The sequence below is a fragment of the Halodesulfurarchaeum sp. genome (assembly GCF_036626455.1).
GTDB lineage: Archaea > Halobacteriota > Halobacteria > Halobacteriales > Halobacteriaceae > Halodesulfurarchaeum.
Window position 1 is genome coordinate 1 of sequence record NZ_JAZKRK010000030.1, and the last position, 26,518, is coordinate 26,518.

Genomic DNA, 26,518 nt, shown 5'->3' on the forward strand with positions numbered 1-26,518 from the left:
CGTGGAGCCTTCGACCGCGGCCTCGTATCGTTCGAGTTCGCGTTTGCGTTCCAGCTGCTCCGAAACGTCCCGAATCAACCCGACAATGCCCTTAATCTCCCCCTCTTGATCTCTGAGGTAGAAAACGTTCGTTTCACCGGGAAAACTCTCGCCAGTTTTTGTTTGATAGGAGACTATTTTGGTGAACTCCGGGTCGCCGATGTGGTCTTCAATAGCCGCACCCATCTCTTCGAACTCTTCTTTGCTTTCGTAAACGGTGTGTGTGGGTTTGCCCGCGATTTCGCTAAGCGAGTAGCCAAATAGGTTGGTAAACGCCTGGTTGCAGTCGACGATCTTTCGGTCGGTATCCGCGATGAGAATCGAATCACGAATACTATCGAAGAACGACTGATAGCGACGCCCAGTCGTGTGGGAACGTATCGACTGGTTTCGCAGCCTGAGGAGCGCGCGTACTCGCCATTCTAGCTCCTTTTGTTTGATGGGAAGGCTCGCGATTTCGTCGACTGAAGCCGGTGTGACCGCATCGATGAGTCGTTCCTGTTCGAATTCGATGAGACTTTCATCGTACTCCGGCACTAACAAGAGATACGGAACGATAACGGGTTCGGCCTCCGCCTTGATACGCGCCAGTTCTTCACGATGGTCCCGGAGCGCCCTTTTATCGAGAATACAGACGTCAAAATCGATCGCTTCCAGCTCGTCCTCGAATGGAACAGACTCAAGGGTTTCATGGGAATCTATCCAATCGGCAAGTTGTTTCCGGTTTCCCTTGTCCGAAATGAGGGGAAGAACCCGTGGAGACGTTCTGCTGGGGTCTTCGAACAACTCAGTGTTCTGCTCACTCATGGGTATCACCGCTTGTTGAGTCGATCGTAGGCAGTTCCACGACGAACACCGTCCCACGCGGTTCGTTGTCTTCGATCCAGACCGAGCCGTCGTACATCTCCATTAATTCAGTCACCAAATACAGCCCCATTCCCGTCCCCGTACTGTCCAGTCCCTTCTCGTCGCTCTCGAAGATTCGGTCTCGTTGTGATTCTGGAATTCCGGGCCCGTTATCCGCGACCCGGACACGGACCGACCCGTCGTGTTCCTGGGTGGAAATCGAGACCGTCGGCTCGTCCGAATCGTTGTGTTGGACGGCATTATTAATCAAATTCCGGAAGACGGCCGACAGCATCTCGTTTGCCGCGACAGCAACGGCCGGTGGGTGGTCCTCTATTCGTATGTCCGCCCCTTCCAAGGTCTCCTGTCGGGTTTCGACGATGGTGTCCAGGACGGGACCCAATTCGACCGGTTCGAGCGCAACGTCCTCTCCTGCGATGATCGCTTCGACGATTTCCTTGGCGATGTCCGTGAGTTCGACGACGTGCTGTCCCGAGGTGAGTACCCGGTCAAGAATCTCCTGTCCGTCGCTGTCAACGTGGGCATGCAGGGCCTCCATCCAACCCAGGATCACGCTCATATCGTTGCGGATGTCGTGGCGCAACACGCGGTTGAGGAGTTCGAGTTCCTTGCGTTCCTCCTCCAGCGAGTCCGCTAACTCCCGCAATTCCGTGATTTCGTGATTCACCCCAACGTACCGCTTGATTCCACTATCCAGTCCCGTGAGGGGCGTAATTACCATATCGACGATGTACCGTTCTCCGTTTTTGCGCTCGTTGACCATTTCGCCGTGCCACTCCTCTCCCGAAGTGATGGTCTCCCAGAGGTCTGCGAAGAAGGCGTCGTCGTGTACACCCGAATTGAGCACGTTCGGCGTCTCCCCGAGTAGCTCCTCGGCCGAATATCCCGATTGTTGTTCGAAGCCACGATTCACGTACTCGATTGTCCCCTCCGTGTCCGTGATGACGATCCCATGTCCGCGGTGGTTGTCACGGATGGCGCGAATTTGCTCGCGTTCCTCATGGAGGCGCATCGCCTGTTTACGAGCCCTGAGCACCGATTCGAGACGCTGCTCCAGTTCGGGTTGGGACACCGGCATTCGAAGCAACTCATCGACCAGCGAATGCAAGTCACTACTCTCCGTCTGGAGGGATTCGATCATCTCATCTGCCCGTTGCTCCGGGACGAGCAACACGACCGGCAGTGGGATTCGTGCCGCTTGTTTCCGGGTGCGAATGGCATCCTGGGTGTCGAGGAGGGCCTGCCAATCCAGGAGACAGCAATCGAACTCGCCGGTTCGAATATCCCTCTCCACGACTTCAAACGTTTCCTGTTCGGCGAACCACTTCGCAAGTTGGCGGCGATTCCCTTCGTCTGCGGTTCGAATCAACACTGTATTACCGCCAGTATCACGCTTCGAGGGGATATCTGCTGCCGGGAGAAATTCATTCTCCATCGTGGGAACTTTCGACGTTTCCGGATTTCTGCAACGTGGGCGTTCCCGTAAGGATCCCCTGCATATTTTCAAGAGGTTCGCCCACGCGGATTCCATACTCCGTGATTTCAAACTCGCGAAGACTCCGCTCGAAATCGCCCGTTCGCATCTTCAATACGCCGATGACCTTACCGAGTTCGCCTTCCCTTTCCACGTAGCGAATGTAGATGATGTTGTCCGCGAGGTTGCTCACCGACTCCTCGGTGACGCGGAACTCTCCCGTGATGTTGGTGACTTCGTTCGTAATGATGGTTGAAACGCCCGCCCCGCGAAGATATCGGACGATCCGAAGAAGCACGTCTTCCGGATCCGTCGTGTACCCCCGAAGGTTCTGCTTAAATCCTTGAAGGCCATCGATCAGGACGATCTCTACCTCGTCGTCTTCGACGGCGGTCCTGAGAAGCGACGTGAACTCGTTTGGCGTGTACTCGTTCGGGGCGATCTCCTCGATGGAGAGGGTTCCCTGATCGAGCATCGCTTCGATGGGGAGGCTGATGGACCGGGAGCGCTTCTGGATGGTTCGTGGTGACTCCTCGAAGGAGTACATCACGCTTTGCTCTCCACGACCCGCCGCCTCCTTGATGAACTGTAACGCGGTGGTGGTTTTGCCCGCGCCGGTCGGACCACTGACGAAGGTCACGGTCCCGGGATCGATGCCGCCCTTGAGGAGTTCGTCCACTTCGGGAATGCCCGAGGAGAGTTTATCTAGCCAATCTGCCGATTGATCTGGATTTCCCTTTCCCGGAACAAGTTTCGGGAAGACGGTGACTCCATCGTCCGTGATTTCGTAGGAATGATTTCCACGCTTGAAGGACGATCCCCGGAATTTGGAGACATAGAGGTTCGATCCCTCGATACCGGTTTCGAGATTAATGACGGTGTCAGTGAGAAACTGTAGATCGTCGTCCGACAGCGAATCGGAGGCCTGCGACGTGAATATGACCGTCGCACCGTGGTCCCGGAGCAAATCGAGAAAACTCAAGATCTGTTTGCGGAACTGGCGTTCGTCGGTCGTCAGATACCGAAATTCGGTAATCGGGTCGAGCAGCACTCGATCCGGTTCGAGGTCCTCGACGGTGCTACGGATTTCGTCGATAAACGAGGGTTGTTCGACTTCCGCGGAGGAGAACACCGAATAATTCTCGCCTTCGTCGAAATCCTCGTGTGATGGGGAGAGGTCGAGGAAATGAATCCCGTCCGGGTTGAGATCGAAGTGTTCGACGGTCTCCTTGACGTAATCGCCCGGCTCGCCGAGATTGATGTACAGCGATGTTTCTCCATTGTCCACGCCGTCGGAGAGAAAATGCAAGCCAAAGATCGTTTTGCCCGCGCCCGGAGGCCCACGGATGAGCGCGTTGTGGTTTTTGCGCAATCCGCTATCGAGGACTTTATCTAAACCGGCCAACCCAGTTGAAACTTTTTGTGATGCCATACCATGTCATTATTTTGAATACGAAAAACATTTTCGTCGTGACATAATGCCACCTCACTCGGTGAAACGAGCGGCTACATGCACCCCAAGACCGTCAAATCGCGATCCTCCAATTGGACGCGTTCAACGTGGATGGTAAAGAGTGACCGGGGAATCTACCGGAAAGACGGCGGGTCCCCAATCCCGAACCGATCTTCGAGGACGTTCGTTCGGCCAACGAACGGGCACTTGTGAGTGTGGAGAGCACGATTCTCACAGTCGAAGTGCTTGCCGACAATATGCTCGAATCGGTCTTCCGATACCTCCTCAGGAACGCCATCACCCACAACAACAAGGAGGTTCCAGAAGTCACCGTTTCTGCGACGACGACCGAGGAAGTCGCACGGATTCGAATCGCCGACAACGGGCCAGGCATTCCAGACGACCGGAAAGACCAGATCTTCGAAGAAGGCGAGACCGGAATTGATAGCGAAGGGACCGGCCTCGGTCTATACCTCGTCCAGACGCTTGTTGATCGGTACGAAGGCCAAATCTGGATTGACGATAACGATCCTGAGGGAAGTGTGTTCGTGGTTGAACTACCGATTGTAAATTGACACTGAGCCCTCAAACTTGCCGATTACCTCCTGCTGACTACATGCTCTAAGTCTTGCACGTCTTTTTAGGTAGATATCGGTCAGTTCTCGACCTTCGTGCTGAATACAACGCGCGGTTATCAAGTCATCAACTCTCTCTATCGAACCGAGTCATACAAGATGCAGGTCGCGAAAGCCTCAAACGAATTGCTGGGGATAGGCTGAAATTTCGGGGCCCAAATACCCTTGTCAATGGCCATTGATAACCGCCTATGGAGTACTTCGTCACTGGAGCGACGGGATTCATCGGCACACATCTCGTTGAGCGCCTCGTGGATGATGGGCACGACATTGTGGCGGTAACCCGAGACGAGTCGAACGCTGAGCACCTCCCCGAGTCAATCACAGTCGTTGAGGGCGATATCACCAAAAAGGAAAGTATGCGCAATGCAATGGCGGGGGTCGATCGCGTCTTCCACCTCGCAGCTTGGTACCAGATCGGACCGGGCCCATGGAACGAGACGAAAGCTGAGCGCATTAACGTCGAAGGGACCCGAAACGTATTCGAATTGATGGACGAACTCGACATCGCCAAAGGCGTTTATCATAGTACCGTCGCTATATACGGCAATACTGATGGAAACCTCGTCGACGAATCGTACCGATCGCCGAACTCCTTCCCTTCTGTCTACCAGCGGACGAAATGGCGGGCCCATTACGAGGTCGCAGAGACCATGATCGACGATGGACTTCCACTCGTGATCGCCACCCTCGGTGCCATTTTTGGCCCAGGCGAGAAGGCCTTCGGCGGGACGACTCGGACAGCGTTACAGGGTCACCTCAAGCAGGAGCTTCCCATGATTCCGAGTGGCTTGACACTCCCCTGGGACTACGTCGAGGACACGGCAGCAAACCTGATCCGGGCGATGAACGAGGGAAGGCCTGGTGAGGAGTACATCATCGCAAACGAGCCACGTCCTGCTCCAGACGTGTTCGGCATTGTCGAGGACTTGACCGGCATACCGGCACCGAGGGCGGTACCAGACACGCTGTTCGCCGTTTTGAGTAAGGTTGTTTCCGTCGTCGAAATGGTCACCAGGCCTCCCGAGGGATACGAAAGCGAATTGTTGGCCTTCTACAGTAGTGGCGAAATGCTCGTAGATAATTCCAAAGCCGAACGCGAACTCGGAATTGAACACCGGCCCTTGGAAGACGGTCTTCGTGAGTATCTTGACTGGGAACTGAAACAACAGGGGATGGATGCAGAAACAGTAGCGTTGGGTTCCCCTGCCGAATAGTCCCTGATGGTATCAGTAAACTTCCCCGGACGATGAAGTGAGTCGGCATGAAAGGACATTCCCGAACCTCCCGAATTCCTCGGTCAGTGAAAAGCCCACACTGGGCAATACAGGCTCTGCATTGGTCAGCGTTGTTTTAACAGCCTTTGAGCACGATTTCTCGGAATTGACCGAACCACGTTCTTGCCCGAATCGTGTCGTCGAAGCGCCGACGTAATGAAGCAAAGACTGACTCGACGACCGATCGACGATGGTAGGTTTCGTTGTCGTTCCGAGCGTTGTGAGCCGCGTCGAGCGGGAAAAACTCCCGGTGTTTAATCACCGTTCTGACGCCCTCTTCCCTGAGATATTGGTGGAACTCGTCCCAGTTGTATCCTTTGTCAGCGGTGATTGTTTCGACCAGATCGAGATTTCGTCTCAAGACCTGCCAGCCGATCTGTGTATCATGCGGTTGTTTCATCGAGCAATGTATATCTAGAATCAGACTGATCGAACAATCCACGAGTGTAGTCGTCTTAACAGACGGAAAGCGGTAATTCGTCCGATTTGCGTAGTATTGGCTGGCAGCGACCCGATCGAAGCCGGTTGCGTCGATGGCCTGAATGTCTCCGGTTTCCTGGAGCTGTGCTGACAACCGCAGAAGGACATGCCAGATCCGCATTTTGAGGTCTTGTTTACGCGTACAGACTGTCGTGAAATCCGGCAGCTCAGCCACCATTAGGTCGAATTTGGCCACAATTTCGGTCATCTCGGACAGGACATCCATCAGCCGGCGGTAGGGGTAGCCGAGATATTCTTGAAGGCCGTGCAGAGCCACGATTACCCAGTCTGCGTAGCCTCCTTCACCTTTCTGAACGGGTGGTTCGGGTTCTCCACCGACGGCGTTTTTGGCGAGTGATACAACCTTACTCGTGAAGCGGGCGACGTTTGATTGCACACTCAGCGTTTCCCGCTTCACTTCCTAGTATTCCCGACATTTAGGCAATATTACTAGCGTCTAAACACGCCCCTTATTTGTCAAGCTTCACAACTGTGTCTGTGCTCACCGATATGCGTCGAACTCCTGGCCAAAGACCAGGAAATAGCCGGTACCGAGCACGCCGATACCAGCGGCGAGACTGAAGGCGAGTTCCGGACTCGCAAACTCCCAGAGTGCGCCTCCAATCGCCGCACTCGGAATGACGATGGTGTTACGGAGCAGATAGTACGAGCCGGTGACGCGACCACCGGCACCCTGTTCGGCGGGGCCGACGATCAATGCTTTATGTGATGGCAGCCCGGCGAACCGGAGCCCGGAAAACGCGAAGACAAGAACCAATACTGAGGCGCTGGCGGGTGCATAGATCAACACCACGGGGAAGACGGCATAGACGGCAAATCCGACTGCCACGATCGGTTTGAGGCCGACGTATTCGGCGAGTTTGGCTGCCGGGGCCATCACCAACAGCGCGATCAGCATCTCGACCCCGAGCAGGAAGCCGAAAAACGCGGCCGGGGAAAGCGAAACACTTGGTGCGAACGGTCCGATCGTGAAACTGGTGTTTAGCCCAACCTCCAGGAGTTGGGTGACGACCAGGACGAAAAACACGTAGACCATGCCGTTAGCGAACCGAACGAGCGTGTCCCCGACTAGGAGTGGTCGCAATTCCGCAGGGAGGTCCTCGAGATCCCGTTTTATCTGTTCGAATCCCGCGAAGGCGTTTCCGATCGTATCCGCACTGGCGTCGTAAAGCACATGCTGTGTGATGGTTCCGAATGCCGCAAAGACGACAGCGACCGCCAGGACGTACTGGAAGCTAACCGTAAAGTCCGGGTGCATCCCTAACAGGAGTGCCGCAAGCACTGGGCCGATTAGGAACGCCGTTCGGCGGACGGTCTCCGTGCTCGCGAATCCGGCGGCGAGTCGGGATGGGTCAGTTGCCTGTTTGACGACCGCGAAGGTAGCCCCGAGGCCGAAGGATTTCCAGGCCTGTGCGAGGAGTAAACCCACGAATATCCAGAACCAGGGCTCGATTCTAACCGGCCCGATGCTGATCGTGCCGAGAGCCGGGGCGAGCAGCCAGACCCCGAATCCCAGCGTCGAAAGAAGGCCAAAGACCGTCAGGGCTTGCCGTGACCCGATGCGATCGGAGACGGCCCCGCCCGGATAGGGATAGACCGCCGAAATGATGTTCCCAACGGTCCCGAACAGTCCGACGACGAATCCGGAGGCGCCCAGTGCAACAAGATACTTCGGTAGAAACCGACTGGTCATCTGGAACCCGAGACTGAAAACGAACATCGCCAGCGAAAGCACGAGGACGTCCCGAGGGAGGGCACTGACCCGCCCGAAAACGTCGAAAGGATGTGGCGGCTTGGCCCCGGAACCACCCATTACCCGAGGGTCTCACGGGAACTGTAAAGCAGTGTCGGGGTCCACAGCCGTTTCTGCCGACCCGAACTCCCCCGGCGAACGAAACGGACTTTCATAGTCAAGTGCGAATGACACAGTATCGATGGATGTGTTTGGATCAGTCACCCGTTCAGTCGCCGCGCTCCGAGGCGAGGGCCGGGGTCGCGTGTTACTCGCCGTGGCGACCGGGTGGGGGTTGCTGGTAGGAACCCGGATGAGCTATCCGGTGTTGCTCCCGTACATTCGGGAGGCCTACGGGCTGTCTCTCTCAGTTGCTGGGTTACTCGTGACCATCGTTTGGTTAGGGTCCGCGCTCGGTCAGTTGCCGGGTGGTATCCTGGCCGATCGATACAACGAACGGCACGTGATGACGGTGGGGCTCCTCATGGTCGCCATCGCTCTGTCGGTGGTAGCGCTCACTGGCAGCGTTGTGATCGTCTTTATTGGGACAGGACTCGTCGGCCTTGGACTGTCGTTGTTTCCGATCGCTCGCATTACCGTCCTGACCGAGATTTATCCTGACGCAGTCGGTCGGGCACTGGGCGTGACGATGGCGACAGGGGATACCGGGCAAACAGTGCTTCCACCGATCGTGGGGTTCCTGGCAGCAGCCGTCGCCTGGCAACTTGGCTTTGGCGTTCTCGTTCCGGCCTTTCTGCTCGTGGCCGGAGTTGTCTGGGTCGTCGTTCCTGATGGCGTTCCGTCTGAAGAGGATGCGTTCTCACTCGACCGGGCCCGAGCGGTGATTTTTGAACTCCGAACTCGGACGATGCTTCTGGTAACCGTCGTGCTCTTTTTCTACATCCTCGTTTGGCAGTCGTTTACCGGCTTTTATCCGACGTATCTGGTGGAGATCAAAGGGCTGTCACCGTCGGTGGCCGGGACCGTCTTCGCGCTGTTTTTCGGCGTCGGGATCGTGGTGAAACCGGTCTCCGGGGCGGCCTACGACCGCATCGGAATGCGTGGGTCCCTGGCAGCAGTGTTAGTGGGCCCGGTCGCGGGTCTTGCGATGCTCCCCTTCGTCGAGGGCTTTGTTCCGCTCGTCGTGTTGACCGCACTCGTCAGTACGATGCTCGGGTCAGGGGCGATCACCCAGTCGTATCTCGCCGAGGAGATCCCCGCCGAGATTCGGGGGACCGGGCTTGGGGTCGTCCGGACGACTGCGGCATCTTTGGGAGCGGTCGGCCCGGTTCTGTTCGGTATTCTTGCTGACGGGGGTTACTTCGACGAGGCGTATCTCATTCTCGCCGGCTTGATGGTCCTGATTCTGGGGTTGACACTGCAAATGCCCCGATCTTGACTGTGTGATTTGGAGTCATTCACCACAGCTGGTTCGATTCCTTGACATTCCGTCTCTGTCGGTTGATCAACTCGTGTTTAATTACACGTAATTAAATCTTATAAGGCTGGCAGTCTTGTTATTGAATATGAGCGACTACACCACTATCTCACTGAAGCGGGAGTTCGTGGACGATGTAGAGGACTACATCGAAGACGAACCTTTCGGGTCCGTCAAGGAGTTCGTCAAGCACCTCTTGTTGCGAGAGATTCAAGAAGGGGAGGGGATTTCTGAAACAGAAGCCAAGGCTTTGGGACAAAAACTCCGGGACCTCGGATACGTCGAATGAATGAGCCGAGCAGGAAAAACTGGTGACAGTACCACTCTCTCTCGGTACGACGCCACCTTACTTGCCATTCCCGGGGTGTTCCTCGGAACGATCGCTACGGCCATTGTTATCGATGTCGATCCACTTCTGGGACTCGGATCCGCTGCGCTCGTAAGCGGGCTACTCATGGTCGATTCGCTGTTTCTCAATCCGCCGGCCGAAATTGATTCGCCGTGACTGGCGGACCGGTGTGCATCGAAACGGAGAGGTAGCTGTACCTCGTTTCCTGCATTATGGCTCCAACTGTCGACGACCGACGGAACGAAATTCGGGAGTCCGTCGGGCGCTACGAACGCATCGAGTCGACGTCATTTACCAAAGAGGCCCTCGCCGCCATCTGTGGGGCTGTGGGGTGTGACATCGATGCCAGCGGTCGACTGCCGCCGAAATCGGAGATGCGAAGCGGCATTCTCCGGAGTATCGGCCACGAGACGGACACGAACGGTGACTTCGATCGGTCCTTCCGGAAGGCCGAACTCGAAGCGATTTGGCAGGCACTCGAAGACGACTAACACGGACTCGGGTGGGCGCCGATCAGGCTACTATTTCACTCCGGGACCCATACAGGCTACTATGGTTGCGTTAGGTAATGCCATCCGTCGGTTTCCGACGGACAGGCCGGTTATCGCGCTATTTGTGGCCGTTTTGGCCGTCGAGATCGTTGGTGCGACCGGGGCTGTGTTCACCGCACAGGGACTTGCAGAATGGCACGGGGTGTTGACTCGCCCCGGGATCGCGCCACCGAAATGGGTGTTCGGGCCGGTCTGGACGACTCTCTTCGCGCTGATGGGCAGTGCCGTGTGGCTCGTCTGGCGACAGGCAACGGCGAAACCCGCTGCCGTCCGCCTCGCCCTAGGATTGTTCGCCATCCACTTCGTTTTCAATTTGGCGTGGTCGGCGACCTTCTTCGGGTTGCAGGCGATCGGCCTGGGACTGATCGGTATCCTCGTCCTCTGGGGCCTCATTCTTGTGACGATCTGGGCCTTCGACCGCGTCGATCGTCGGGCTGCCCTCCTGCTCGGTCCCTACCTGCTCTGGGTTTCGTTTGCGACGGTCCTCAACTATCAATTCTGGGTGCTGAACTGATCCGGTTCGGGAACCCAGCAGTGTTTCTTGGATGTCCACTAACTGGGACGCATGCCAACTGGGACGGACTTTCACCGGGGGGAGTTCGCTGGCAATTGGTCCTGCCCACACCACCTTCAGCACCGATGAAACACCCCTGGATCTATTTGTGGGGGCTGGGAGCCGTTTCCGTCGGTGGGGTCACATTGATCACCGATTGATTCAGGCAGGCTGCCAAAAATCGATTTTATCGCAGCAGCGTTTTCGCGTACGCGCCGACCAACATGGCTGCGATAGCGACGAGAATCGGGTAATTGCCGATCCCCACACTCGCATAGGCCGCACCTGGACAGATACCCGACAGCCCCCAGCCGACCCCGAATATTACTCCACCAGTCAGGACGTCCCGGTCCATTGATCGGAGTCGCCGTCGGTACGCCGCGCCGGTCAAGGGAGCCGTCGCATCGAGGCGAGTCCCGATGGCGATTGCGACCCCCGTGACGACGGAGCCCCCACCCATAACGAAAAGCAACCCGAAGTCCTCGAGTTGGAGGAAATCGAGGACGACCTCCGGTCGGGCCATCTGACTCAATGCGAGTCCCACCCCGAACAGGAGTCCACCGAGATAGACCACGACCACGAACCCAAGCCCCCTGTCACCGTTCATGGGCTCACCCCCAACGAAACGACGATACCGGCAGTACCGATTGCGACGAGGAGGAAGACGAGCACGTTCAGAAGTGACGTCTCGGACAGGGAGCCGACACCACAGATGCCGTGCCCGGAGGTACACCCTTTCCCGAGTCGGGTTCCCAGGCCGACAAGAAAGCCACCGATAGCCAGTCGCCAGAGTTGCACATCGGTCGTCCACACCCCACCACCGGTGAGGCCCGTATACAGGACGGCCCCAGAGACGATACCGGCGGTAAAGACGAGCCGCCAGCCTCGGGAGGCTCGCAATGGGCCTTCCGAGAGGGCGGGGCGCTTCGAGACGTAACTCCAGGTGGACTCGAGAACAGAACTTGCTCCTGGTGTGAGCCCAGTCAACGCGTAGATAAACGCGACGCCGAGGCCGATGAGAACTCCACCGAGGGCGTAATGGACAATGCCGTTCGGAAAGAGTGTCTGGAACAACTCCGGAGGGACCAGTGCCATCTGGAATCAGCCGATGGTGGCGCCTTGGCTGGCCGCACAGTTGTTCGGCCCGAGCTCGATCCGGAAGGCCTCCTCGTCGTCTATCTCGCGGTGTCCGAGGTTGGCGTCGATGATCGTCTCGTAATTCGCCGGCCGTGGTGGCATGTTCGAAAGGATGTACTCCACGAAATCCGCCTGATCCATCGAAAGCACGGCCATCTCCTCGACTAACGTCCCGAGTCGGGCGGTGTAGGTGTTGTCTTCGCCAGGCGTTTCCCTTTCTGCCCGGTGGCCTCCGGCGACGATCACGTCTTCATCGAGGCTCAGGATCCGCTCTTGGAGGCTCTCGTAGAGCTGTGTCGCCGCTTTGCCGGCGCCCTCGTCGCCGGCTTCCAGGTCCGGTCTTGCCACACTTCCGACGAAGAGGCTGTCACCTGTCAGGAGGACCTGGTCATCGACGAGATAGCTGGTCATGCCCGACGTGTGACCTGGCGTGTGCCGCGCTTCGATGGTGACCGCGCCCACATCAACAGTCTCACCGTCTTCGATTGGTGAGAACGCTGCCTTCATTTCCATGCCCCGTTCGATGGTCGCGGCAGGAACGAGACCCCATACGTCCTGTTCAGTTAGCGACCCGACACCGCTCACATGGTCTGCATGGCAGTGAGTGTCTATGGCATACTCCAGATCGGCTCCCAATTCCGTGGCGTCGTCGAGATAGCGATCGGTAAACGCTCGCAACGGATCGATGACTGCTGCCTCCCCCTCGGACGCAACGAGATAGCTGAGACAACCTGTCGACGGTCGGTGGTACTGAATGACGGTCCCTGGCCCGTCGTATGAAGTAATTTCAGTCGCGTCGTAGATGCCGGCCCACCCTTCCATCCCGTCTTCGAGGCTGATCGCGTTCCGGCCAGTGTCGACAACCAAGCCTGCAACGTATTTGCTTGCGTCGCCTTCGGCACAGACGACCACAATCGGGTCCCCTGCTGGGACCCGTTCGATGGCTGCGTCCTCATCCTCGAGAAACGCATAATAGGGCACATTTGTCGTTTCGACAGCCTCGTCCTCGATATGCCACGTCTCGTAATCGCCCGAAATCCTGACATCGAGTATCGTGACCGTGTCGCGGCGTTCGATCCGGTCACGAAGGTTCGCTGGACTGAGCGTTCCAGCCTCGGAGTCGCTCTCGGGGACAGGGGCTGACGAGTCGGATTGGTTCATTACTGCCTTTTTCGCTATGTCCCCAAGAGTTAAAAGCTTGGTAATGCCTGCAAGGTCTCAGACATCTCGACGACGGAACCATTCCGCGCTCGCGATGACGAGTAGCAAGGTTGTAGCGAGCAACACGAGTGCGCCAGCAATATCGTACTCACCGTCGACGATGATCGCGGCTGGGTCGTAATAGCGGGTCGGGCTGAGCGCACCGAGCCATTCGATGTCCGTGTTCACGGTGACCGTCTCCAGGGTGAACAGGCCAAAAAGCACGCCGAGTCCCACGCGCTGTGGGATGGTGGACCGATCGAAAAACACGGAGAGAAGGAGGCCGATGGCGGCGGCCACGAGCAGGTACGGGACTGAAAGCACGTGCAACACGATGACGTCGGAAACGGGGAGCGATTCGCCAATGGAGTGGACGGCCACAAGCACCACGACCGGCATGAGGATGTTGATCGCGAGGATCGGCACCATCAGTGAGAGGTACTTCTCGACGACGATTTGAACCCTGGAGACCGGTGTCGCAAGCAGCAGGTCGATACGCCCCGACTCGATGTCATCAGCGATCAGTCCACCGCCGAGGTAGGTGAAATACAGTCCCAGCATGAGGATCCAGATGAACTGGTAGATCTCCGCGGCCAGAAAGCCCCCGATGGTGGTGATCGACTCGACCGCGAAAGCCGCCTGAAGGGATTCCGGCATTGACTGGGCATACTCCGTGAAAGCCTCACCACTCGCTTCGATCGAGGGGAACATCCAGACGAGGAGGAAGAGGTAGAAACTCACGATCACCAGCAAGGTTACCGTTCCCTTCACTCGCTGCCGTGCTTCGTACTTCATGATCTCCATCATACGGTCTCACCCGAGGACTGTCGCTCAGACATGGTCCTCACCGTAGTAATGCATAAAGACCTCCTCTAGTGGCGGTTCCTCGATTTCCATGTCAACGAGAGAGACATCGGTGAGCTCGGCGAGCAGTGCGTTGTAATCCCCGGTGAACGTAAACCGCGTGACGGTTCCGACCTGCTCGAATTCCACCACTCCGTCGAGTTCGAGGTCCGCCTGGGAAAGGGGTTCGTCGGTATGAATCCGGACCCGTTTTCCCCCTTTTCGTAAGAGCGATTCGATGTCTTCGAGGGCAACAAGGCGACCATCTCTGATGATCCCAACTCGATCACAGACCCGTCTGACCTCCCCCAGGACGTGTGAGGAGAAAAACACCGTCGTTCCAGCGTCTCGCTCCTCGCGGAGGAAACTGTTGAGCCGTTCCTGTTTGAGTGGGTCCAGACCACTCGTCGGTTCGTCCATGATGACCAGGTCTGGATCGTGCATGAACGTCTGGATCAGCCCCAACATCTGGCGATTCCCGCTCGAATAGGTCCTGATCTTCCGATCCAGGGGTGGGTTGAAGAGTGACGTCATCTCTTCGAGCCTGGAGCCGCCTTTGAGGGCGGCCTGGTGGTCCAGAAAGGATCGACCGGTGACGGATTCGGTGAAGCTCAACTCCCCCGGAAGGTAGCCGATATCTTTCCGGGCCTCACGTAAGGCCTCGGCGTCGTGGATATCAGCATCCAGGACCGTCGCCGTGCCGCTTGTCGGCGAGATGAACCCCAGCAACGTTCGAATCGTCGTCGTCTTTCCCGCCCCGTTTGGCCCCAGATATCCGAATACGTCCCCTTCTTCGACCTCGAAACTGAGGTCCTCGGTCGCGACGGTTTCCCCGAAGTGTTTCGTCAGGCCCTCGGTTTCGATGACTCCCATCTCGGTCACCTGTTGAGCCACCACCAGCCGCCTGCCAGAATCAGGATGACGACGACTGCGAGAACCGCGATCAACGTGGAATCGCCTGTTGTGTCACCGCCTCCATCAACGGTGATTGGGACCAGATGTGGCCCATCAACGACCGTTCGGTCCGCATTCGTCTCCGCGGTGAGATTCAGGCTGAGCGCATCGGTCGTCTCGACCCCATCATCTGGAGTGGTAACCTCGAATGTGACAATTGCTGAATCACCGGGGTCGAGTGCAGCGACATACGCGGTCGGTGATTGGCTCTGGTATGGGGGCGTTGCTGTCAGCTGCGCTCGGACATCTTCGAGAGCCAAAGGGCCGTCGTTCCTGATTCGGACGCGAAGTTCGTTGGAACTGTCGATGTCGAACGTGGCGTTCACCGGCTCGACGGAGAACAGGGGCTCAGACGTGGATAGGTCGGCCCAGACCGAGGTCGATTCGCTTCGGTCGGCCTGGGCGCCCTCGCCTTCGTATCTCACCTGGGCTTCGAATTGCTGTGGGGCCTGGTCGCTGCCGAAGAGACTGATATCGGCAGTCGCGGTCGCGGTGTCTCCCGGTTCGAGGGTCCCAACCGACGTCGCTCCGTCGAGGATGGTCACCCCTGGTGTCGAGGATCGCAGGAGAACGACTGCGTTTTGGATCGGGGTCTCGCCTTCATAGGTAACCTGGGCTGAAAGGACGGCCTCGGGTCCGTGGTGGGTCACGGAGACGTCACTGTATGCAAACGCGTCGATAGCTGTGACCGGAACCCCGATTTCCTGGGGACCGGACGTGGTTTCGATTCCAGCGGGGTGTTCGAAGGCGACCGTGGCTTGGACTGGGTACTCCCCGGCCTGGACGGACGTCGCTGCACCGATCTCGGTGTGAACCGTTTTCGTTTCGCCGGCTGCCCAGTCACCCAGCATTTGTGCAGTCGCCTGACCACCATCAAGAGTCAGACTTGAGCCAGCCGATTCGAGTTGGAGACGTGCATTCGAAATGCCCGTCTCCCCGCTGTTTTCGAACGTCAGTGAAACAGTCCCGGTTTCACCGGGGGACACGTCTCCTGACACCGAATCCACGGTGATTCGTGGCTCGGCCGCTGGGGCGATTCCGATGGACCGAGCCGGGGCCTCGGTCGTGATCCCATTCGAGTTCTGGTAGGTCGGTTGTATTGTCAGGTCGTATTCCCTTGCCAGCGCTGTCTCGGTGGCTGTGACGGCAAATGTGGCCTCCGCCGTCGCTCCGGATTCCAGCGTCCCGAGGAAGGCCGATTCGGTCGCAACATTACCGACTGTCAGCGCCGCATTCGACGAACTGAGCGATATCCGGGTGTCTGTTGCCGATTGTGCTCCGTCGTTCGAAAGCGCGACTGTCACGATGCCGGTTTCCTGGGTGTGAAGATCGACGGTGGTGGACTCGATGGAGAAAATGGGGCGCTCCGGAACGGTGACTGTTGCTGTGACAGTTGTCTCCTCGCGTTCGTCACCGTCGTACTCATAGGTTACATCGAGTGGAAGCTGGTAGGTTCCCCCTGGTGCATCAGTGGGGACCTCGATTTGGAAGGTACCGGTCGCGGATTGCCCGTCCGCGAGCTGTCCAAGTGCGTGTTCTCCCGAAAGAACCTCGATCGGTGTCGAACCACTTCTGGCGGTTACCTTGACGTTCGACGCTTGTTTCACCTGGTCGTCCACGTCTTCGGCATCATTCGTTATAGTCACTGTAAGGGGCTGCTGGGCGCCTGGCTGGAGTTCCGGTTCCGGCACGCTGGTCTCGAATCGGGGATCTTCGGCGGCCGAGACTGGCAGCGCGAACAAACTGGCGACGAGCACGAGAATCAGGAACACGCCAAATGTGCGTCGTCGCCAGGATGGTGAAAAAGGTGAAACGGGACGACTTGACATGTATGCACCATCGCGTGGTGTCTCCATAAGTATGGGTGACTGTTTGTTCAGCTCCGTGCTTGCTGGCTCTTGACATCGCTTGCGAGTGAGCGCACCCGGCTCGGACGAAGTCCGGCAAATATTCCGCTCCGGCCTCGGGTCGCCACACTTATACCCCAATCCCGTGCTACGGAGGTGCATGCTGACGGTCACGGCCCCAGCGACGAGTGCGAATCTCGGGAGCGGCTTCGACGTCTTCGGCGTCGCCTTTGACCGCCCCCTCGACGTAGTCCGAGTCGAGCGGGCAGCGGAGACGACGATCGAGGTCAGCGGGGTCGGGAGCCAGTACATTCCGGAGGAGCCGGAACGGAACACCGCCGGTGTCGTCGCAGCTGAACTCGACACACCGGCCCGGATCATCATCGACAAAGGGGTCCGTCCGGCGTCGGGACTTGGTTCGTCTGCGGCCAGCGCTGCTGCTGCGGCAGTGGGGTTGTCCGAACTCTACGAGACCGACCATACCCGCGAGGACCTGGTTCGAATCGCCGCCGAAGGCGAAAAAGCGGTCTCCGGATCGGCCCATGCCGACAACGTTGCCCCGTCGATCCTCGGGGGGTTCACCGTGGTCCGAGAAAACGGCGTCGAATCCGTCGATGCGACGGTACCATTGGTTGCATGCCTGCCAGAAACCGTTGTTTCGACTCGAGAGGCCCGACGCGTCCTCCCCGAACGAGTCGACCTGGGGGACATGAGCAAAAATGTCGGGAACGCGGCAACGCTCACGATCGGGATGCATCGCGACGACCCCGAACTGATCGGTCAGGGAATGGCCGAATCGGTGGTAACGCCGGCTCGAGCCGCTCTCATTGATGGGTATGAGGAGGCCGTTGATGCCGCAACGGCCGCCGGGGCGACCGGAGTCACTGTCAGCGGAGCGGGCCCAGCATTGCTGGCAGTCACTCATTCCGGCGACCAACGAGCCGTCGGCGCGAGCATGCTCGATGCCTTTGAGGACCAGGGCATCGAAGCCCGGACCTTTTCGACGATGATCGGCTCCGGCGCAAAAATTCACTGACCGCCTAAAGGCCCTCGAGGATGGCGGTTGTGACCGATTCCGTCGAGCCGTCCCCACCCAGATCTGGGGTCCGTGGCCCGGACTTCAGGGTTTTTTCGACGGCCGTCCGAACGTTTTCCGCAGCTACAGGTTCGTCCACGTAATCGAGTAACATCGCGGCGCTCAAGACCATCGCACTCGGATTCGCGATGCCCGTGCCGGCGATATCCGGGGCCGAGCCGTGGACCGGCTCGAAAAGGGCCCGCTTGGGACCAATGTTGGCACTCGGGAGGAGCCCAAGTCCGCCGACCAGGCCCGCGGCGAGGTCCGAGAGGACGTCTCCTGCCAAGTTCGGCGTGACGATCACGTCATACTCCTCCGGTCGGAGAATGAGGTGCATGGCCAGCGCGTCCATCAGTACCTCGTCGGTCTCGACGCCTTTCTCCGCGGCGACACGGGCAACGGCGTCACGGAATCGGCCGTCTGTTTCTCGCATCACATTTGCCTTGTGAGCGATGGTAAACGAGTCCATATCGCGCTCGGAGACGTACTCGCAGGCGTACTCGGCAAGTTGCTCCGAGGCCTCGTCGGTCACCACACGCGTGAGTGTGCTGAGGTTCTCCGAGAGACGGTCTTCGTGGCCTGCATAGACCCCTTCGGTGTTTTCCCGGAGGAAGACGAGATCTGTCTCCGGTTTGACGGCGTCCACCCCGGGGTAGGTGCGGGCTGGCCGCACGTTGACGAACGAGCCCACAGCCGCTCGAAGTGGGAGGATGACGTCGGCAGCGGTTTCGCCGGCGGCGCCGAACAGGACTGCATCCGCATCGGCGGCCAGATCTCGGGTTGGTTGGGGTAGCGGATCGCGGCCCTCGGCGGCGACGTGGTCGCCCGCTTCGGCCTCCGTGAACTCGAAATCGACGTCGACGGCCTCCAGGATCTTAATGGCCGCTGGAAGCACCTCGCCACCGATACCGTCTCCTGGGATGGCGACGATATCTGTCGTCATCGCTGTTCCGGAATCTCCGCGTCTTCGATGTAGGGCAGCGACTGTGCCCGGTCACGGACCCTCTCGAAGTTTGCTTTCATTACTGCGGTCGTGTCCCAGGTCCCTTCGGTGAGGGCCCGCTGCTGGGAATCGTCGATTTCGACGTCGATCGTGGTATCACCGTACGAGACGGTTGCGTCTTCGACGTCGATCTCGATATCCTCGTCGGGGTTAGCCTCGATCCAGTCCTGGATTTCTGTCACCGTTTCGCTGTCGGTGGTCACCGTCGGGAGCCCCAGCGCGAGGCAGTTCCCGCGGAAAATCTCGGCGAATGACTCGCCGATCAGGCCCTCGATGCCCCAGCGCATCAGCGCCTGTGGGGCGTGTTCGCGGGAGGAGCCGGTGCCGAAGTTGGCGTTGACGGCCATGATCGAGGCCGTTCGGAACCGGTCGTCTTCGAGGGGATGTGGGTCCTCCTCGATCCGCTGGTCGTAAAACGCGTACTGGCCCAGTCCTTCGAAGGTGACGACCTTCATGAAGCGGGACGGGATGATCTGGTCGGTGTCGATGTCGTTGCCGCGGATCGGGATGCCGGTTCCGGACACCGCTGGCACGCGGGCGGCTGGCGGTTCGTCAGCTGCCTGCCCGTTTTCAGTCCCGCTCATACCGGTTTCACCTCCTCGAAGGAGCGGATATCCGTTACTTCCCCGGTCACCGCCGCCGCTGTGACCATCTGGGGACTCATGAGGACGGTCCGCCCGTCCTTCGAGCCCTGCCGCCCGATGAAGTTGCGGTTCGAGGAGGAGGCAGATACTTCGTCGCCCTCGAGTTGGTCCTCGTTCATCCCGAGGCACATCGAACATCCCGCCTCGCGCCATTCGAAGCCGGATTCCCGGAAGATCTGGTCGAGTCCCGCTGCTTCCGCTGCGGCCTTCACTCGTTGGCTGCCGGGGACGACCATCGCTCTGACGTCCGGGTGGACCTCCCGCCCCTCGAGCACCTCGGCAGCCTGTCTGAGGTCGGAGAGCCGACCGTTTGTACACGAACCGAGGAATGCTACGTCGATCTCGTAGCCCTCCATCGTCTGGCCTGGCGCAACGCCCATGTGATCGTAGGCCTGCTCGGCCGTCTCCCGCTTGTCCGCGGGCAGGTCCTCGGGCGCGGGAATGGTCTCCGTGATGCCGACGACCTGCCCCGGGGTAATACCCCACGTGACTGAGGGCTTGATCGCGGACCCGTCGATCTCGACCACGTCGTCGTATGTCGCGTCGGGGTCGGAGCTGATCGAGTCCCAGTAGGCCTTGCGCTCCTCGAAGGCATCGCCCGTGGTGACTGCCTCCCGTCCCTCGAGGTACTCGTAGGTGGTCTTGTCCGGATTCACGTAGCCGGCACGCGCACCTCCCTCGATGGACATATTACAAAGTGTCATCCGCTCGTGCATCGACATCGACTCGACCACGTCACCACCGTACTCGTAGACGTAGCCGACACCGCCATCGGTGCCCAACTCGCGGATGATCGAAAGCACCACGTCCTTCGCGGTGACACCTTCGCCGAGCTCGCCGGTGACCTCGATCCGCCTGACCGCTTGTTTTTCCATGGCGACCGACTGAGTCGCGAGCACGTCCCGGATCTGACTCGTGCCAATCCCGAAGGCCAGGGCCCCGAACGCGCCGTGGGTAGCGGTGTGGCTGTCACCACAGACGATCGTCATGCCCGGCTGGGTCAACCCCTGTTCCGGACCGATGACGTGGACGATGCCCTGGTTGCCGGTCTCGGGGCCTGAGAATCGGATGCCCGCTTTTCGCACGTTCTCCTCGAGCTCTTCAAGCATCGTCTCTGCGGCCCCGTCCTGAAACGGCCGCGAGCGGTCCCCGGTCGGGACGATGTGATCGACGGTCGCGTGAGTCTGCTCGGGGAAGGCCACCTCCAGCTCGCGTTCCCGGAGCATTCCGAAGGCCTGCGGGCTCGTGACCTCGTGTATCAGGTGCAATCCGACGAACAGCTGGTCCTGCCCCGTCGGAAGGGTCTCGACGAGATGCTCGTCCCAGACGTGATCGTAGAGCGTTCCGTCACTCATCGTCGGCCCACGCGAACATCGATCGTAGTCGTTCGCCGACATCCTCGATCTCGTGGTCGGCCTCGGCTCCTCGGTGCTGTGTGTACGCGGGGCGACCGGCCTGGTTTTCCGAGATCCACTCGCGGGCGAACTCGCCGTTTTGAATCTCCGTCAGGATCGCCTCCATGTTCTCCTTGACGTCCTCGTCCACGACTACGTCGCCGCGGGTCAGGCCGCCGTATTCGGCCGTATCCGAGACCGAATCCCACATCTCGCCGAGCCCACCTTCGTACATCAGATCCACGATGAGCTTGAGTTCGTTCAGGACTTCGAAATACGCCATCTCCGGGCTGTACCCGTTCTCGACCAGGGTCTCGTACCCGGTTTTCACCAGGCTGGTGACCCCGCCACAGAGGACGGCTTGCTCGCCGAAGAGGTCCGACTCGGTCTCCTCTTGGAAGCTCGTCTCGATGACGCCGGCCCTGGCACACCCGATCCCCTGGGCATAGGCCAGCGCTTCGTCCCGAGCCTCGCCTGTGGCGTCTTGATACACTGCGACGAGTGCTGGTGTCCCTTCGCCGGCTTCGTAGTTGCGCCGTACCAGATGGCCGGGGCTTTTCGGGGCGACCATCGTGACATCGACGTCCGCCGGGGGTTCGATCTGGTTGTAGTGGATGTTGAACCCGTGGGCGAACTGGAGCGTGTCGCCTGCGTCGAGTTCTGGTTCGATCGCCTCGTAGACCATCGGTTGCACCGTGTCCGGAACCAGCATGGACACGATATCTGCCTCGGCGGCCGCATCACGTGGTGTTGCCACTCGAAGGCCATCTTCCTCCACGGCCGATCGGGAATCCGAATCGGGTTTGAGGCCGACCACCACTTCGACCCCGCTCTCGGCGAGGTTCTGGGCGTGGGCGTGGCCCTGGCTTCCGTAGCCGAGGACCGCGACGGTCTTCTCGGCAATCATCGAGCTGTCCGCGTCTTCGTCGTAGTATACCGGTCTGGTGAAATCGTCAGTCATGTTGTCGATTGTGTGCCGCTGGCGAGGGCGGCGGTGCCCGTGCGGGCGACTTCGTGTACGCCGAACTGTTCGAACGCTCTGATCGCGGCGTCGATATCTGCCTCTGTTCCTGTCAACTCGACAGTGATGATCTCGTCGTTGGCTTGGACTGCCTGGCCGCCGTACATTTCCGCGACTGCGGTGACCCCGGCTGGATCGTCACCGCTAACTTTGATAAGTGAAAGTTCGCGCTCGATCGCACCCTTGACTTCCCGGACTGACCAGGCGTGGACTTCCTTGCGGAGTTGTCGCTTGGCCTGTTCGATACCCGGTTCGTCCTCCTCGACGACGATGGTCATCCGGGCTTTCGACTCGTCGATAGTCGGCCCGACGGTCAAACTCTCGATGTTGAGCTGGCGGCGGGCGAAGAGCCCGGAGACGTTTGCGAGCACGCCCGGCTCGTGATCGACCAGGGCAGAAATCACGGCCCGTCGCTCCTGAAGTTCCGCTTCTGTCTCCGGGTCGATGCGGATCCCCTGGGAATTGCGGCGGCCCGAGGGAATCTCTCGGTCCACGGGTGCTTTACCTTCCATCCGTTCTCCAGTCATAGGTGATCCTCCTCCAGGGCGAATTCGGCGTTATTGCCACCGCTTGGCACCATCGGATAGACGTCTGCGACCTGGTCGATATGGAAATCGATCACTGATGGGCCGTCATAGGCAAACGCCTCTTCGATCACTTCCGGAACCTCATCGTAGGCCATTGCCTGTAGCCCCTGCGCGCCATAGGCTTCGGCCAACGAGGCGAAGTCCGGGCCCCAGTCCCACTTGCTTTCGTAGCGTCGCTGGTCGTAGAAGGCGTCTTGCCACTGTCGGATCATCCCGACATAGGAGTTGTTCAAAATCGCGATGGTGATGTCGAGTTCCTCGCGGACGGCCGGTGCGATCGCCTGGCTGGTCATCAGGAATGACCCGTCGCCTTCGAAGGCAACCACTTGTGTGTCCGCGGCTGCGAGTTTTGCACCGACTGCGGCCGGGGCGCCATACCCCATCGTTCCGAGGCCGTTCGAGGAAACCCATGTCCGTGGCTCGGTGTAGGTCCAGTACTGAGCGGCCCACATCTGGTGCTGGCCGACGCCGGTAGTCACTATGGCGTCGTCCGCTGCGGCTTCGTCCATCGCTTCGACGACGAACTGGGGTTTGATTGCTTCGTCCTGTGGAGTTTCGTATCCCATCGGGTATTCGGCTTTCCACTCCTGGGTCCGTTTGCGCCACGCCTCTGCGTCTGGCGATTTCGGCATGGCATCGTGGAGCTGTTTCAGCACCGCGCCTGCGTCCCCGATCAGCGGATAATCCGCGTGGATGTTCTTCGAGATCTCGGCGGGGTCGATGTCGACGTGGATGACTTCGGCCTCGGGGGCGAAGGTCTCGATGCCGCCCGTGAGCCGATCGTCGAACCGGGTGCCCACACCCAACAGGACGTCACAGTGGCTCAAGGACATGTTGGCATAGCCCGTTCCGTGCATCCCACCCATCTCCATCGCGAGGGCGGTATCCTCGGGGAACGAGCCGAGGCCGGGCATCGTCGTGACGACTGGAATCCCGTACTCGATAGCGAACTCCCGCAGTTCCTCGCTGGCCTCGCTCTTGATGACGCCGCCTCCGGAAAGGATCAGGGGCCGATCCGCCCCGGCGAGTGCCTCTGCAGCGGCCCTGACCGCCTTGGAATCGGCTTCAGGCGCTGGGACCTGATAGGACTCGGGGGTGGTGGGGATTGACGGTTCGACGTCTGTCTCGCCAGTTGTGACGTTCTTCGGGAGGTCGACCAGGGTCGGCCCCTGTCGTCCCTCAGCCGCGAGTGCAATTGCAGTCCCGATGTCGTCTCCGACGGTGTCAGGGTTTGTCGAAAAGATGTTTGCTTTCGTGATCGGCGCGGTGATCCCCATCGTGTTCGTCTCCTGGAAGGCGTCGTTACCGACCATGTCCTGGGGGACTTGGCCGGTCAACGAGACGATCGGATCGGAATCCAGGTTGGCGTCCGCGATGCCCGTGACCAGGTTCGTCGCCCCAGGCCCGGAGGTGGTGATCGTGACGCCCGGGTTACCGGAGACGATCCCGTATGCATCAGCCGCGTGGGAGGCCCCTTGCTCGTGAGCCATCGAGACGTGATGGATGTCCGAATCGACCATGGCGTCGTATACGGGCATGATGGCCCCGCCCTGGACGCCGAACGTGATCTCGACGTCGGCCTTCTCGAGGGCAGCGACGACCGAGTTAGCGCCTGTTGTCTGTTCCTCCGTGGTTGTCTCGCTTTTCGTCTCCGACAGGTCCTGTGACTCTGTCGATGGGTCCGTGGTGTCCGTCGTTTTCTGTGGTTTGCTCATTGGTCTCCGTGGGCGTGGCCGGTCAATCTGGGATCGATACGGTCTGTCCCGTTCCATGTCGGTCTCACAAGAGGGTCGCGAGAACCGATAGGCGAACGGTTCCGATCAGAAAAATGCGGTATTGGGGGCCTTACGCCCCTACAATAGCGCTGCTGGCCGAACACGCCTCGGTTTGGAACTGCCTGTGAGCGCTGGCCATCGTATCTCCATTTTGGGTGAGCGGCCGATTTAATCGTTCCGGTGGCAGTCGGGCTGATCGATCCGTTCGGCCGGTGGCTCATGCCCGTACCTCGGCAGATGAACCGGCTCGATCGACCCCGACTGCGGCCGCGAAGCGATGGAGGTCTTCGACCGTGATGGTGTGTTTCTCCGTGGCACGGCTTTTGACCCGGGCCGTGATTTCCTCGACTTCTTCGTCGGTCGGGGCGTACCCTGCGTCTTCGAGGTGTTCACGTACCGCGTGGCTCCCGGTGTGTTTGCCCAGGACGATCGCTCGCTGGGCGCCGACCATTTCCGGGGTCATGATGCCGGGTTCGAAGGTGTCGGCGTTTTCGATCACGCCGGCCGCGTGAATGCCACTCTCGTGAGAAAAGGCGTTCTCTCCGACAACCGGCTTGTTTGGCGGGATCGGGATGCCGGATTTCTCCTCGATGATCGCTGCGATCTCGGTGATTCGTGTGGTATCGATACCGGTGTCCGCGTTGTAGATCGACTCGGCCGCCATCACGACTTCCTCGTAGGCGGCGTTGCCCGCTCGCTCGCCGATGCCGTTGATCGAAACCTGGGCCTGATCGGCTCCCGCTTCGATTCCGGCGATGGCGTTTGCCGTCGCCATGCCGAAGTCGTCGTGGGTATGGACGTCGATCCGGGCGTCGGTGTGTTGTCCGACAAAGCCGATCAGGTCGGCAAAGCGCGAGGGACTGGCTACCCCAGTCGTATCCGGGATGTTCACCCAGTCTACGTCGGCCTCATCGACGGCTTCGAGAACTCCTGCCAGGTAATCCCGATCGGTTCGCGTGGCGTCCATCGGTGAGAACATGACTTCAGCGCCCCCTGCCTTGGCCTGTTCGACGGCCGCGACCGAGCGCTCCTTGACCTCCTCGCGGTTGGAGTGCATGGAGTCCTCGATCTGGACGTCACTGGTGCTGGCAAAGACGTGGATCATGTCCACTTCCGACTCTATTGCGGCCTGCACGTCGGATTCGACGACACGGGCCAGGCCCGCCACGGTCGTCTCCGTCGACCGGGCGATGTCCCTGATGGCTTCGAATTCGGCGTCGCTGTTCGCTGGGAATCCGGCCTCGATGACGTGGGTCCCCATCTCGTCGAGTATCGTCGCTATCTCTCGCTTGTCAGCCTCGGAGAAGGAGGTGCGCGGGGTCTGTTCGCCGTCACGTAGGGTCGTATCGAAGATCCGGACCGATTCGAACTCGCTACGTGTAGCTAACGTGCCCTGGAAGAACTCGATCGCTCGAGCTTGCGCCGAGCGTGTCCTCAGTATGCGTCATCAACTGTCTCGAACGCTTTGCAGGTGATAAGTCTTCCCTTCGCTGTGAGTCTCTCGCATACGTCCCGGAATCCGTGCCGGGACCAACACGGCTTTGAGACCACCCGACTTCCCACCGGATATGGCGGCGGATCGACCGCCGTGGTATCTTGCGCCCCTGCCACGGCAAATCGAAGACTTGGCCCTGCGACTGGTGGTCCCGATAGCGCTCATCAACCTCGTCGGGACGGCCTTTGGCTTCTGGTATTACCGGTTTCAACTCGCCTCCACGGAGATCCTCGCCTGGCCACTCGTCCCCGATAGCCCCCTCGCCACGATGTTCATCGGGCTCTCCCTGCTCGCGTTTCGGTTCGATTACGATGCCGATTGGCTTCACGTACTCGGGTTCATGGGCGCGTTCAAATTGGGGTTCTGGACGCCCTTCGTGCAACTGTTCCTGAACGGTCCCGGCGGGATCGCGCTCTGGCTGTACGTGTTTTTGGTTACCAGCCACCTCGCCATGGTCGGTGAAGCGTTTCTCGTCCACCGGTATGCGACCTTCTCGATTCGCGCAGTCGCGGTTGGGGTGTTCTGGTTCGGCCTCAACGATCTCGTGGACTACTTCGTCCCGATCGCAGGCGAGATTCATCACACCTGGCTTCGGGCCGAACTGGTGACCGGCGGTTTCAGCCACGACGTGCTGGCTCACGATCTGGCCGCTGGCGCCGCGGTAACCTTGA

Annotated in this window: 27 protein-coding genes; 9 read left to right on the forward strand and 18 right to left on the reverse strand. The window is 59.4% G+C overall.

Annotation, left to right across the window (positions count from 1 at the left end; translation table 11 throughout):
• The 3 genes from V5A26_RS08905 to V5A26_RS08915 all read right to left on the reverse strand — a co-directional run.
• Positions 1-846 (reverse strand): PAS domain-containing protein (locus V5A26_RS08905; RefSeq protein ID WP_332321685.1); only part of this gene is annotated, 846 nt, incomplete at its 3' end.
• Positions 839-2,341, reverse strand: a complete 1,503-nt coding sequence (locus V5A26_RS08910; protein WP_332321686.1) for a PAS domain-containing sensor histidine kinase — start codon at positions 2,339-2,341, stop codon at positions 839-841. The genes V5A26_RS08910 and V5A26_RS08905, both read right to left, overlap by 8 nt.
• A complete protein-coding gene (locus tag V5A26_RS08915; protein WP_332322340.1) occupies positions 2,331-3,812 on the reverse strand; it encodes an ATPase domain-containing protein in 1,482 nt (493 codons plus the stop codon). The genes V5A26_RS08910 and V5A26_RS08915 overlap by 11 nt, the downstream gene beginning before the upstream one ends.
• 230 nt (positions 3,813-4,042) lie before the next feature.
• Here V5A26_RS08915 and V5A26_RS08920 point away from each other — a divergent pair, with 230 nt between their 5' ends.
• The gene (locus tag V5A26_RS08920; RefSeq protein WP_332321688.1) at positions 4,043-4,408 is read left to right on the forward strand and encodes a sensor histidine kinase; all 366 of its coding nucleotides are present in this window, start codon (positions 4,043-4,045) and stop codon (positions 4,406-4,408) included.
• Between the two features lie 251 nt (positions 4,409-4,659).
• Positions 4,660-5,685, forward strand: a complete 1,026-nt coding sequence (locus V5A26_RS08925; RefSeq protein ID WP_332321689.1) for an NAD-dependent epimerase/dehydratase family protein — start codon at positions 4,660-4,662, stop codon at positions 5,683-5,685.
• A 136-nt stretch (positions 5,686-5,821) separates the two neighbouring features.
• On the opposite strand, the gene V5A26_RS08930 is transcribed toward V5A26_RS08925, so the two are convergent.
• Together V5A26_RS08930 and V5A26_RS08935 are read right to left on the reverse strand one after the other, a co-directional pair.
• On the reverse strand, positions 5,822-6,622 hold the full coding sequence (locus tag V5A26_RS08930) for an IS5 family transposase (protein WP_332321708.1): 801 nt from the start codon (positions 6,620-6,622) through the stop codon (positions 5,822-5,824).
• 105 nt (positions 6,623-6,727) lie between these two features.
• A complete protein-coding gene (locus tag V5A26_RS08935) occupies positions 6,728-8,059 on the reverse strand; it encodes an MFS transporter (RefSeq protein ID WP_332321690.1) in 1,332 nt (443 codons plus the stop codon).
• A gap of 121 nt (positions 8,060-8,180) precedes the next feature.
• Between V5A26_RS08935 and V5A26_RS08940 the strand changes: the two genes are divergently transcribed.
• The 5 genes from V5A26_RS08940 to V5A26_RS08960 all read left to right on the forward strand — a co-directional run bounded on the left by V5A26_RS08940 (position 8,181) and on the right by V5A26_RS08960 (position 10,830).
• Complete coding sequence (locus tag V5A26_RS08940; protein ID WP_332321691.1) at positions 8,181-9,377, forward strand: MFS transporter; 1,197 nt, start codon at positions 8,181-8,183, stop codon at positions 9,375-9,377.
• A 127-nt stretch (positions 9,378-9,504) separates the two neighbouring features.
• Positions 9,505-9,705 (forward strand): hypothetical protein, encoded by a 201-nt coding sequence (locus tag V5A26_RS08945; protein ID WP_332321692.1) that lies wholly within the window; start codon positions 9,505-9,507, stop codon positions 9,703-9,705.
• The gene (locus V5A26_RS08950) at positions 9,706-9,921 is read left to right on the forward strand and encodes a hypothetical protein (RefSeq protein WP_332321693.1); all 216 of its coding nucleotides are present in this window, start codon (positions 9,706-9,708) and stop codon (positions 9,919-9,921) included.
• Between the two features lie 56 nt (positions 9,922-9,977).
• On the forward strand, positions 9,978-10,256 hold the full coding sequence (locus tag V5A26_RS08955) for a hypothetical protein (RefSeq protein ID WP_332321694.1): 279 nt from the start codon (positions 9,978-9,980) through the stop codon (positions 10,254-10,256).
• Between the two features lie 61 nt (positions 10,257-10,317).
• Entirely contained in the window at positions 10,318-10,830 is a 513-nt protein-coding gene (locus tag V5A26_RS08960) for a TspO/MBR family protein (protein ID WP_332321695.1), read from the forward strand.
• A 226-nt stretch (positions 10,831-11,056) separates the two neighbouring features.
• On the opposite strand, the gene V5A26_RS08965 is transcribed toward V5A26_RS08960, so the two are convergent.
• From V5A26_RS08965 to V5A26_RS08990, 6 genes are read right to left on the reverse strand one after another with little or no spacing between them, the layout of a single operon-like run.
• The gene (locus tag V5A26_RS08965) at positions 11,057-11,476 is read right to left on the reverse strand and encodes a DUF6691 family protein (RefSeq protein WP_332321696.1); all 420 of its coding nucleotides are present in this window, start codon (positions 11,474-11,476) and stop codon (positions 11,057-11,059) included.
• Complete coding sequence (locus V5A26_RS08970; protein ID WP_332321697.1) at positions 11,473-11,964, reverse strand: YeeE/YedE family protein; 492 nt, start codon at positions 11,962-11,964, stop codon at positions 11,473-11,475. Before V5A26_RS08970 ends, V5A26_RS08965 begins: the two co-directional genes overlap by 4 nt.
• A 6-nt stretch (positions 11,965-11,970) precedes the next feature.
• Positions 11,971-13,167 (reverse strand): MBL fold metallo-hydrolase, encoded by a 1,197-nt coding sequence (locus V5A26_RS08975; protein ID WP_332321698.1) that lies wholly within the window; start codon positions 13,165-13,167, stop codon positions 11,971-11,973.
• Positions 13,168-13,224: 57 nt separating this feature from the next.
• The gene (locus V5A26_RS08980; protein WP_332321699.1) at positions 13,225-14,013 is read right to left on the reverse strand and encodes an ABC transporter permease; all 789 of its coding nucleotides are present in this window, start codon (positions 14,011-14,013) and stop codon (positions 13,225-13,227) included.
• Positions 14,014-14,037: 24 nt separating this feature from the next.
• Positions 14,038-14,922, reverse strand: coding sequence for an ABC transporter ATP-binding protein (locus tag V5A26_RS08985; RefSeq protein WP_332321709.1), 885 nt, complete (start codon positions 14,920-14,922; stop codon positions 14,038-14,040).
• Between the two features lie 5 nt (positions 14,923-14,927).
• Positions 14,928-16,832, reverse strand: a complete 1,905-nt coding sequence (locus V5A26_RS08990; RefSeq protein WP_332322341.1) for a COG1361 S-layer family protein — start codon at positions 16,830-16,832, stop codon at positions 14,928-14,930.
• 178 nt (positions 16,833-17,010) lie between these two features.
• Here V5A26_RS08990 and V5A26_RS08995 point away from each other — a divergent pair, with 178 nt between their 5' ends.
• On the forward strand, positions 17,011-17,886 hold the full coding sequence (locus tag V5A26_RS08995; protein ID WP_332321701.1) for a homoserine kinase: 876 nt from the start codon (positions 17,011-17,013) through the stop codon (positions 17,884-17,886).
• Positions 17,887-17,890: 4 nt separating this feature from the next.
• Here V5A26_RS08995 and V5A26_RS09000 read toward each other — a convergent pair whose 3' ends face one another.
• The 7 genes from V5A26_RS09000 to V5A26_RS09030 form a co-directional block, all read right to left on the reverse strand.
• Positions 17,891-18,871, reverse strand: a complete 981-nt coding sequence (locus tag V5A26_RS09000) for an isocitrate/isopropylmalate dehydrogenase family protein (RefSeq protein WP_332322342.1) — start codon at positions 18,869-18,871, stop codon at positions 17,891-17,893.
• A complete protein-coding gene (locus V5A26_RS09005) occupies positions 18,868-19,515 on the reverse strand; it encodes a 3-isopropylmalate dehydratase small subunit (protein WP_332321703.1) in 648 nt (215 codons plus the stop codon). Before V5A26_RS09005 ends, V5A26_RS09000 begins: the two co-directional genes overlap by 4 nt.
• Positions 19,512-20,930, reverse strand: coding sequence for a 3-isopropylmalate dehydratase large subunit (gene leuC, locus V5A26_RS09010; protein WP_332321704.1), 1,419 nt, complete (start codon positions 20,928-20,930; stop codon positions 19,512-19,514). Before leuC ends, V5A26_RS09005 begins: the two co-directional genes overlap by 4 nt.
• Positions 20,923-21,930: a ketol-acid reductoisomerase gene (gene ilvC / locus V5A26_RS09015; protein WP_332321705.1), complete on the reverse strand. Its 1,008-nt coding sequence runs from the start codon at positions 21,928-21,930 to the stop codon at positions 20,923-20,925. Before ilvC ends, leuC begins: the two co-directional genes overlap by 8 nt.
• Positions 21,927-22,517 carry an acetolactate synthase small subunit gene (gene ilvN, locus V5A26_RS09020; protein ID WP_332321706.1) on the reverse strand — a complete coding sequence of 197 codons (591 nt, stop codon included), beginning with the start codon at positions 22,515-22,517 and terminating at the stop codon, positions 21,927-21,929. The genes ilvC and ilvN overlap by 4 nt, the downstream gene beginning before the upstream one ends.
• Entirely contained in the window at positions 22,514-24,292 is a 1,779-nt protein-coding gene (gene ilvB / locus V5A26_RS09025) for a biosynthetic-type acetolactate synthase large subunit (RefSeq protein WP_332321707.1), read from the reverse strand. Before ilvB ends, ilvN begins: the two co-directional genes overlap by 4 nt.
• A 277-nt stretch (positions 24,293-24,569) precedes the next feature.
• The gene (locus tag V5A26_RS09030; protein ID WP_332322344.1) at positions 24,570-25,793 is read right to left on the reverse strand and encodes a LeuA family protein; all 1,224 of its coding nucleotides are present in this window, start codon (positions 25,791-25,793) and stop codon (positions 24,570-24,572) included.
• Positions 25,794-25,920: 127 nt separating this feature from the next.
• Between V5A26_RS09030 and V5A26_RS09035 the strand changes: the two genes are divergently transcribed.
• A partial coding sequence (locus V5A26_RS09035) for a DUF1405 domain-containing protein (RefSeq protein ID WP_332322343.1) occupies positions 25,921-26,518 on the forward strand: 598 nt, incomplete at its 3' end.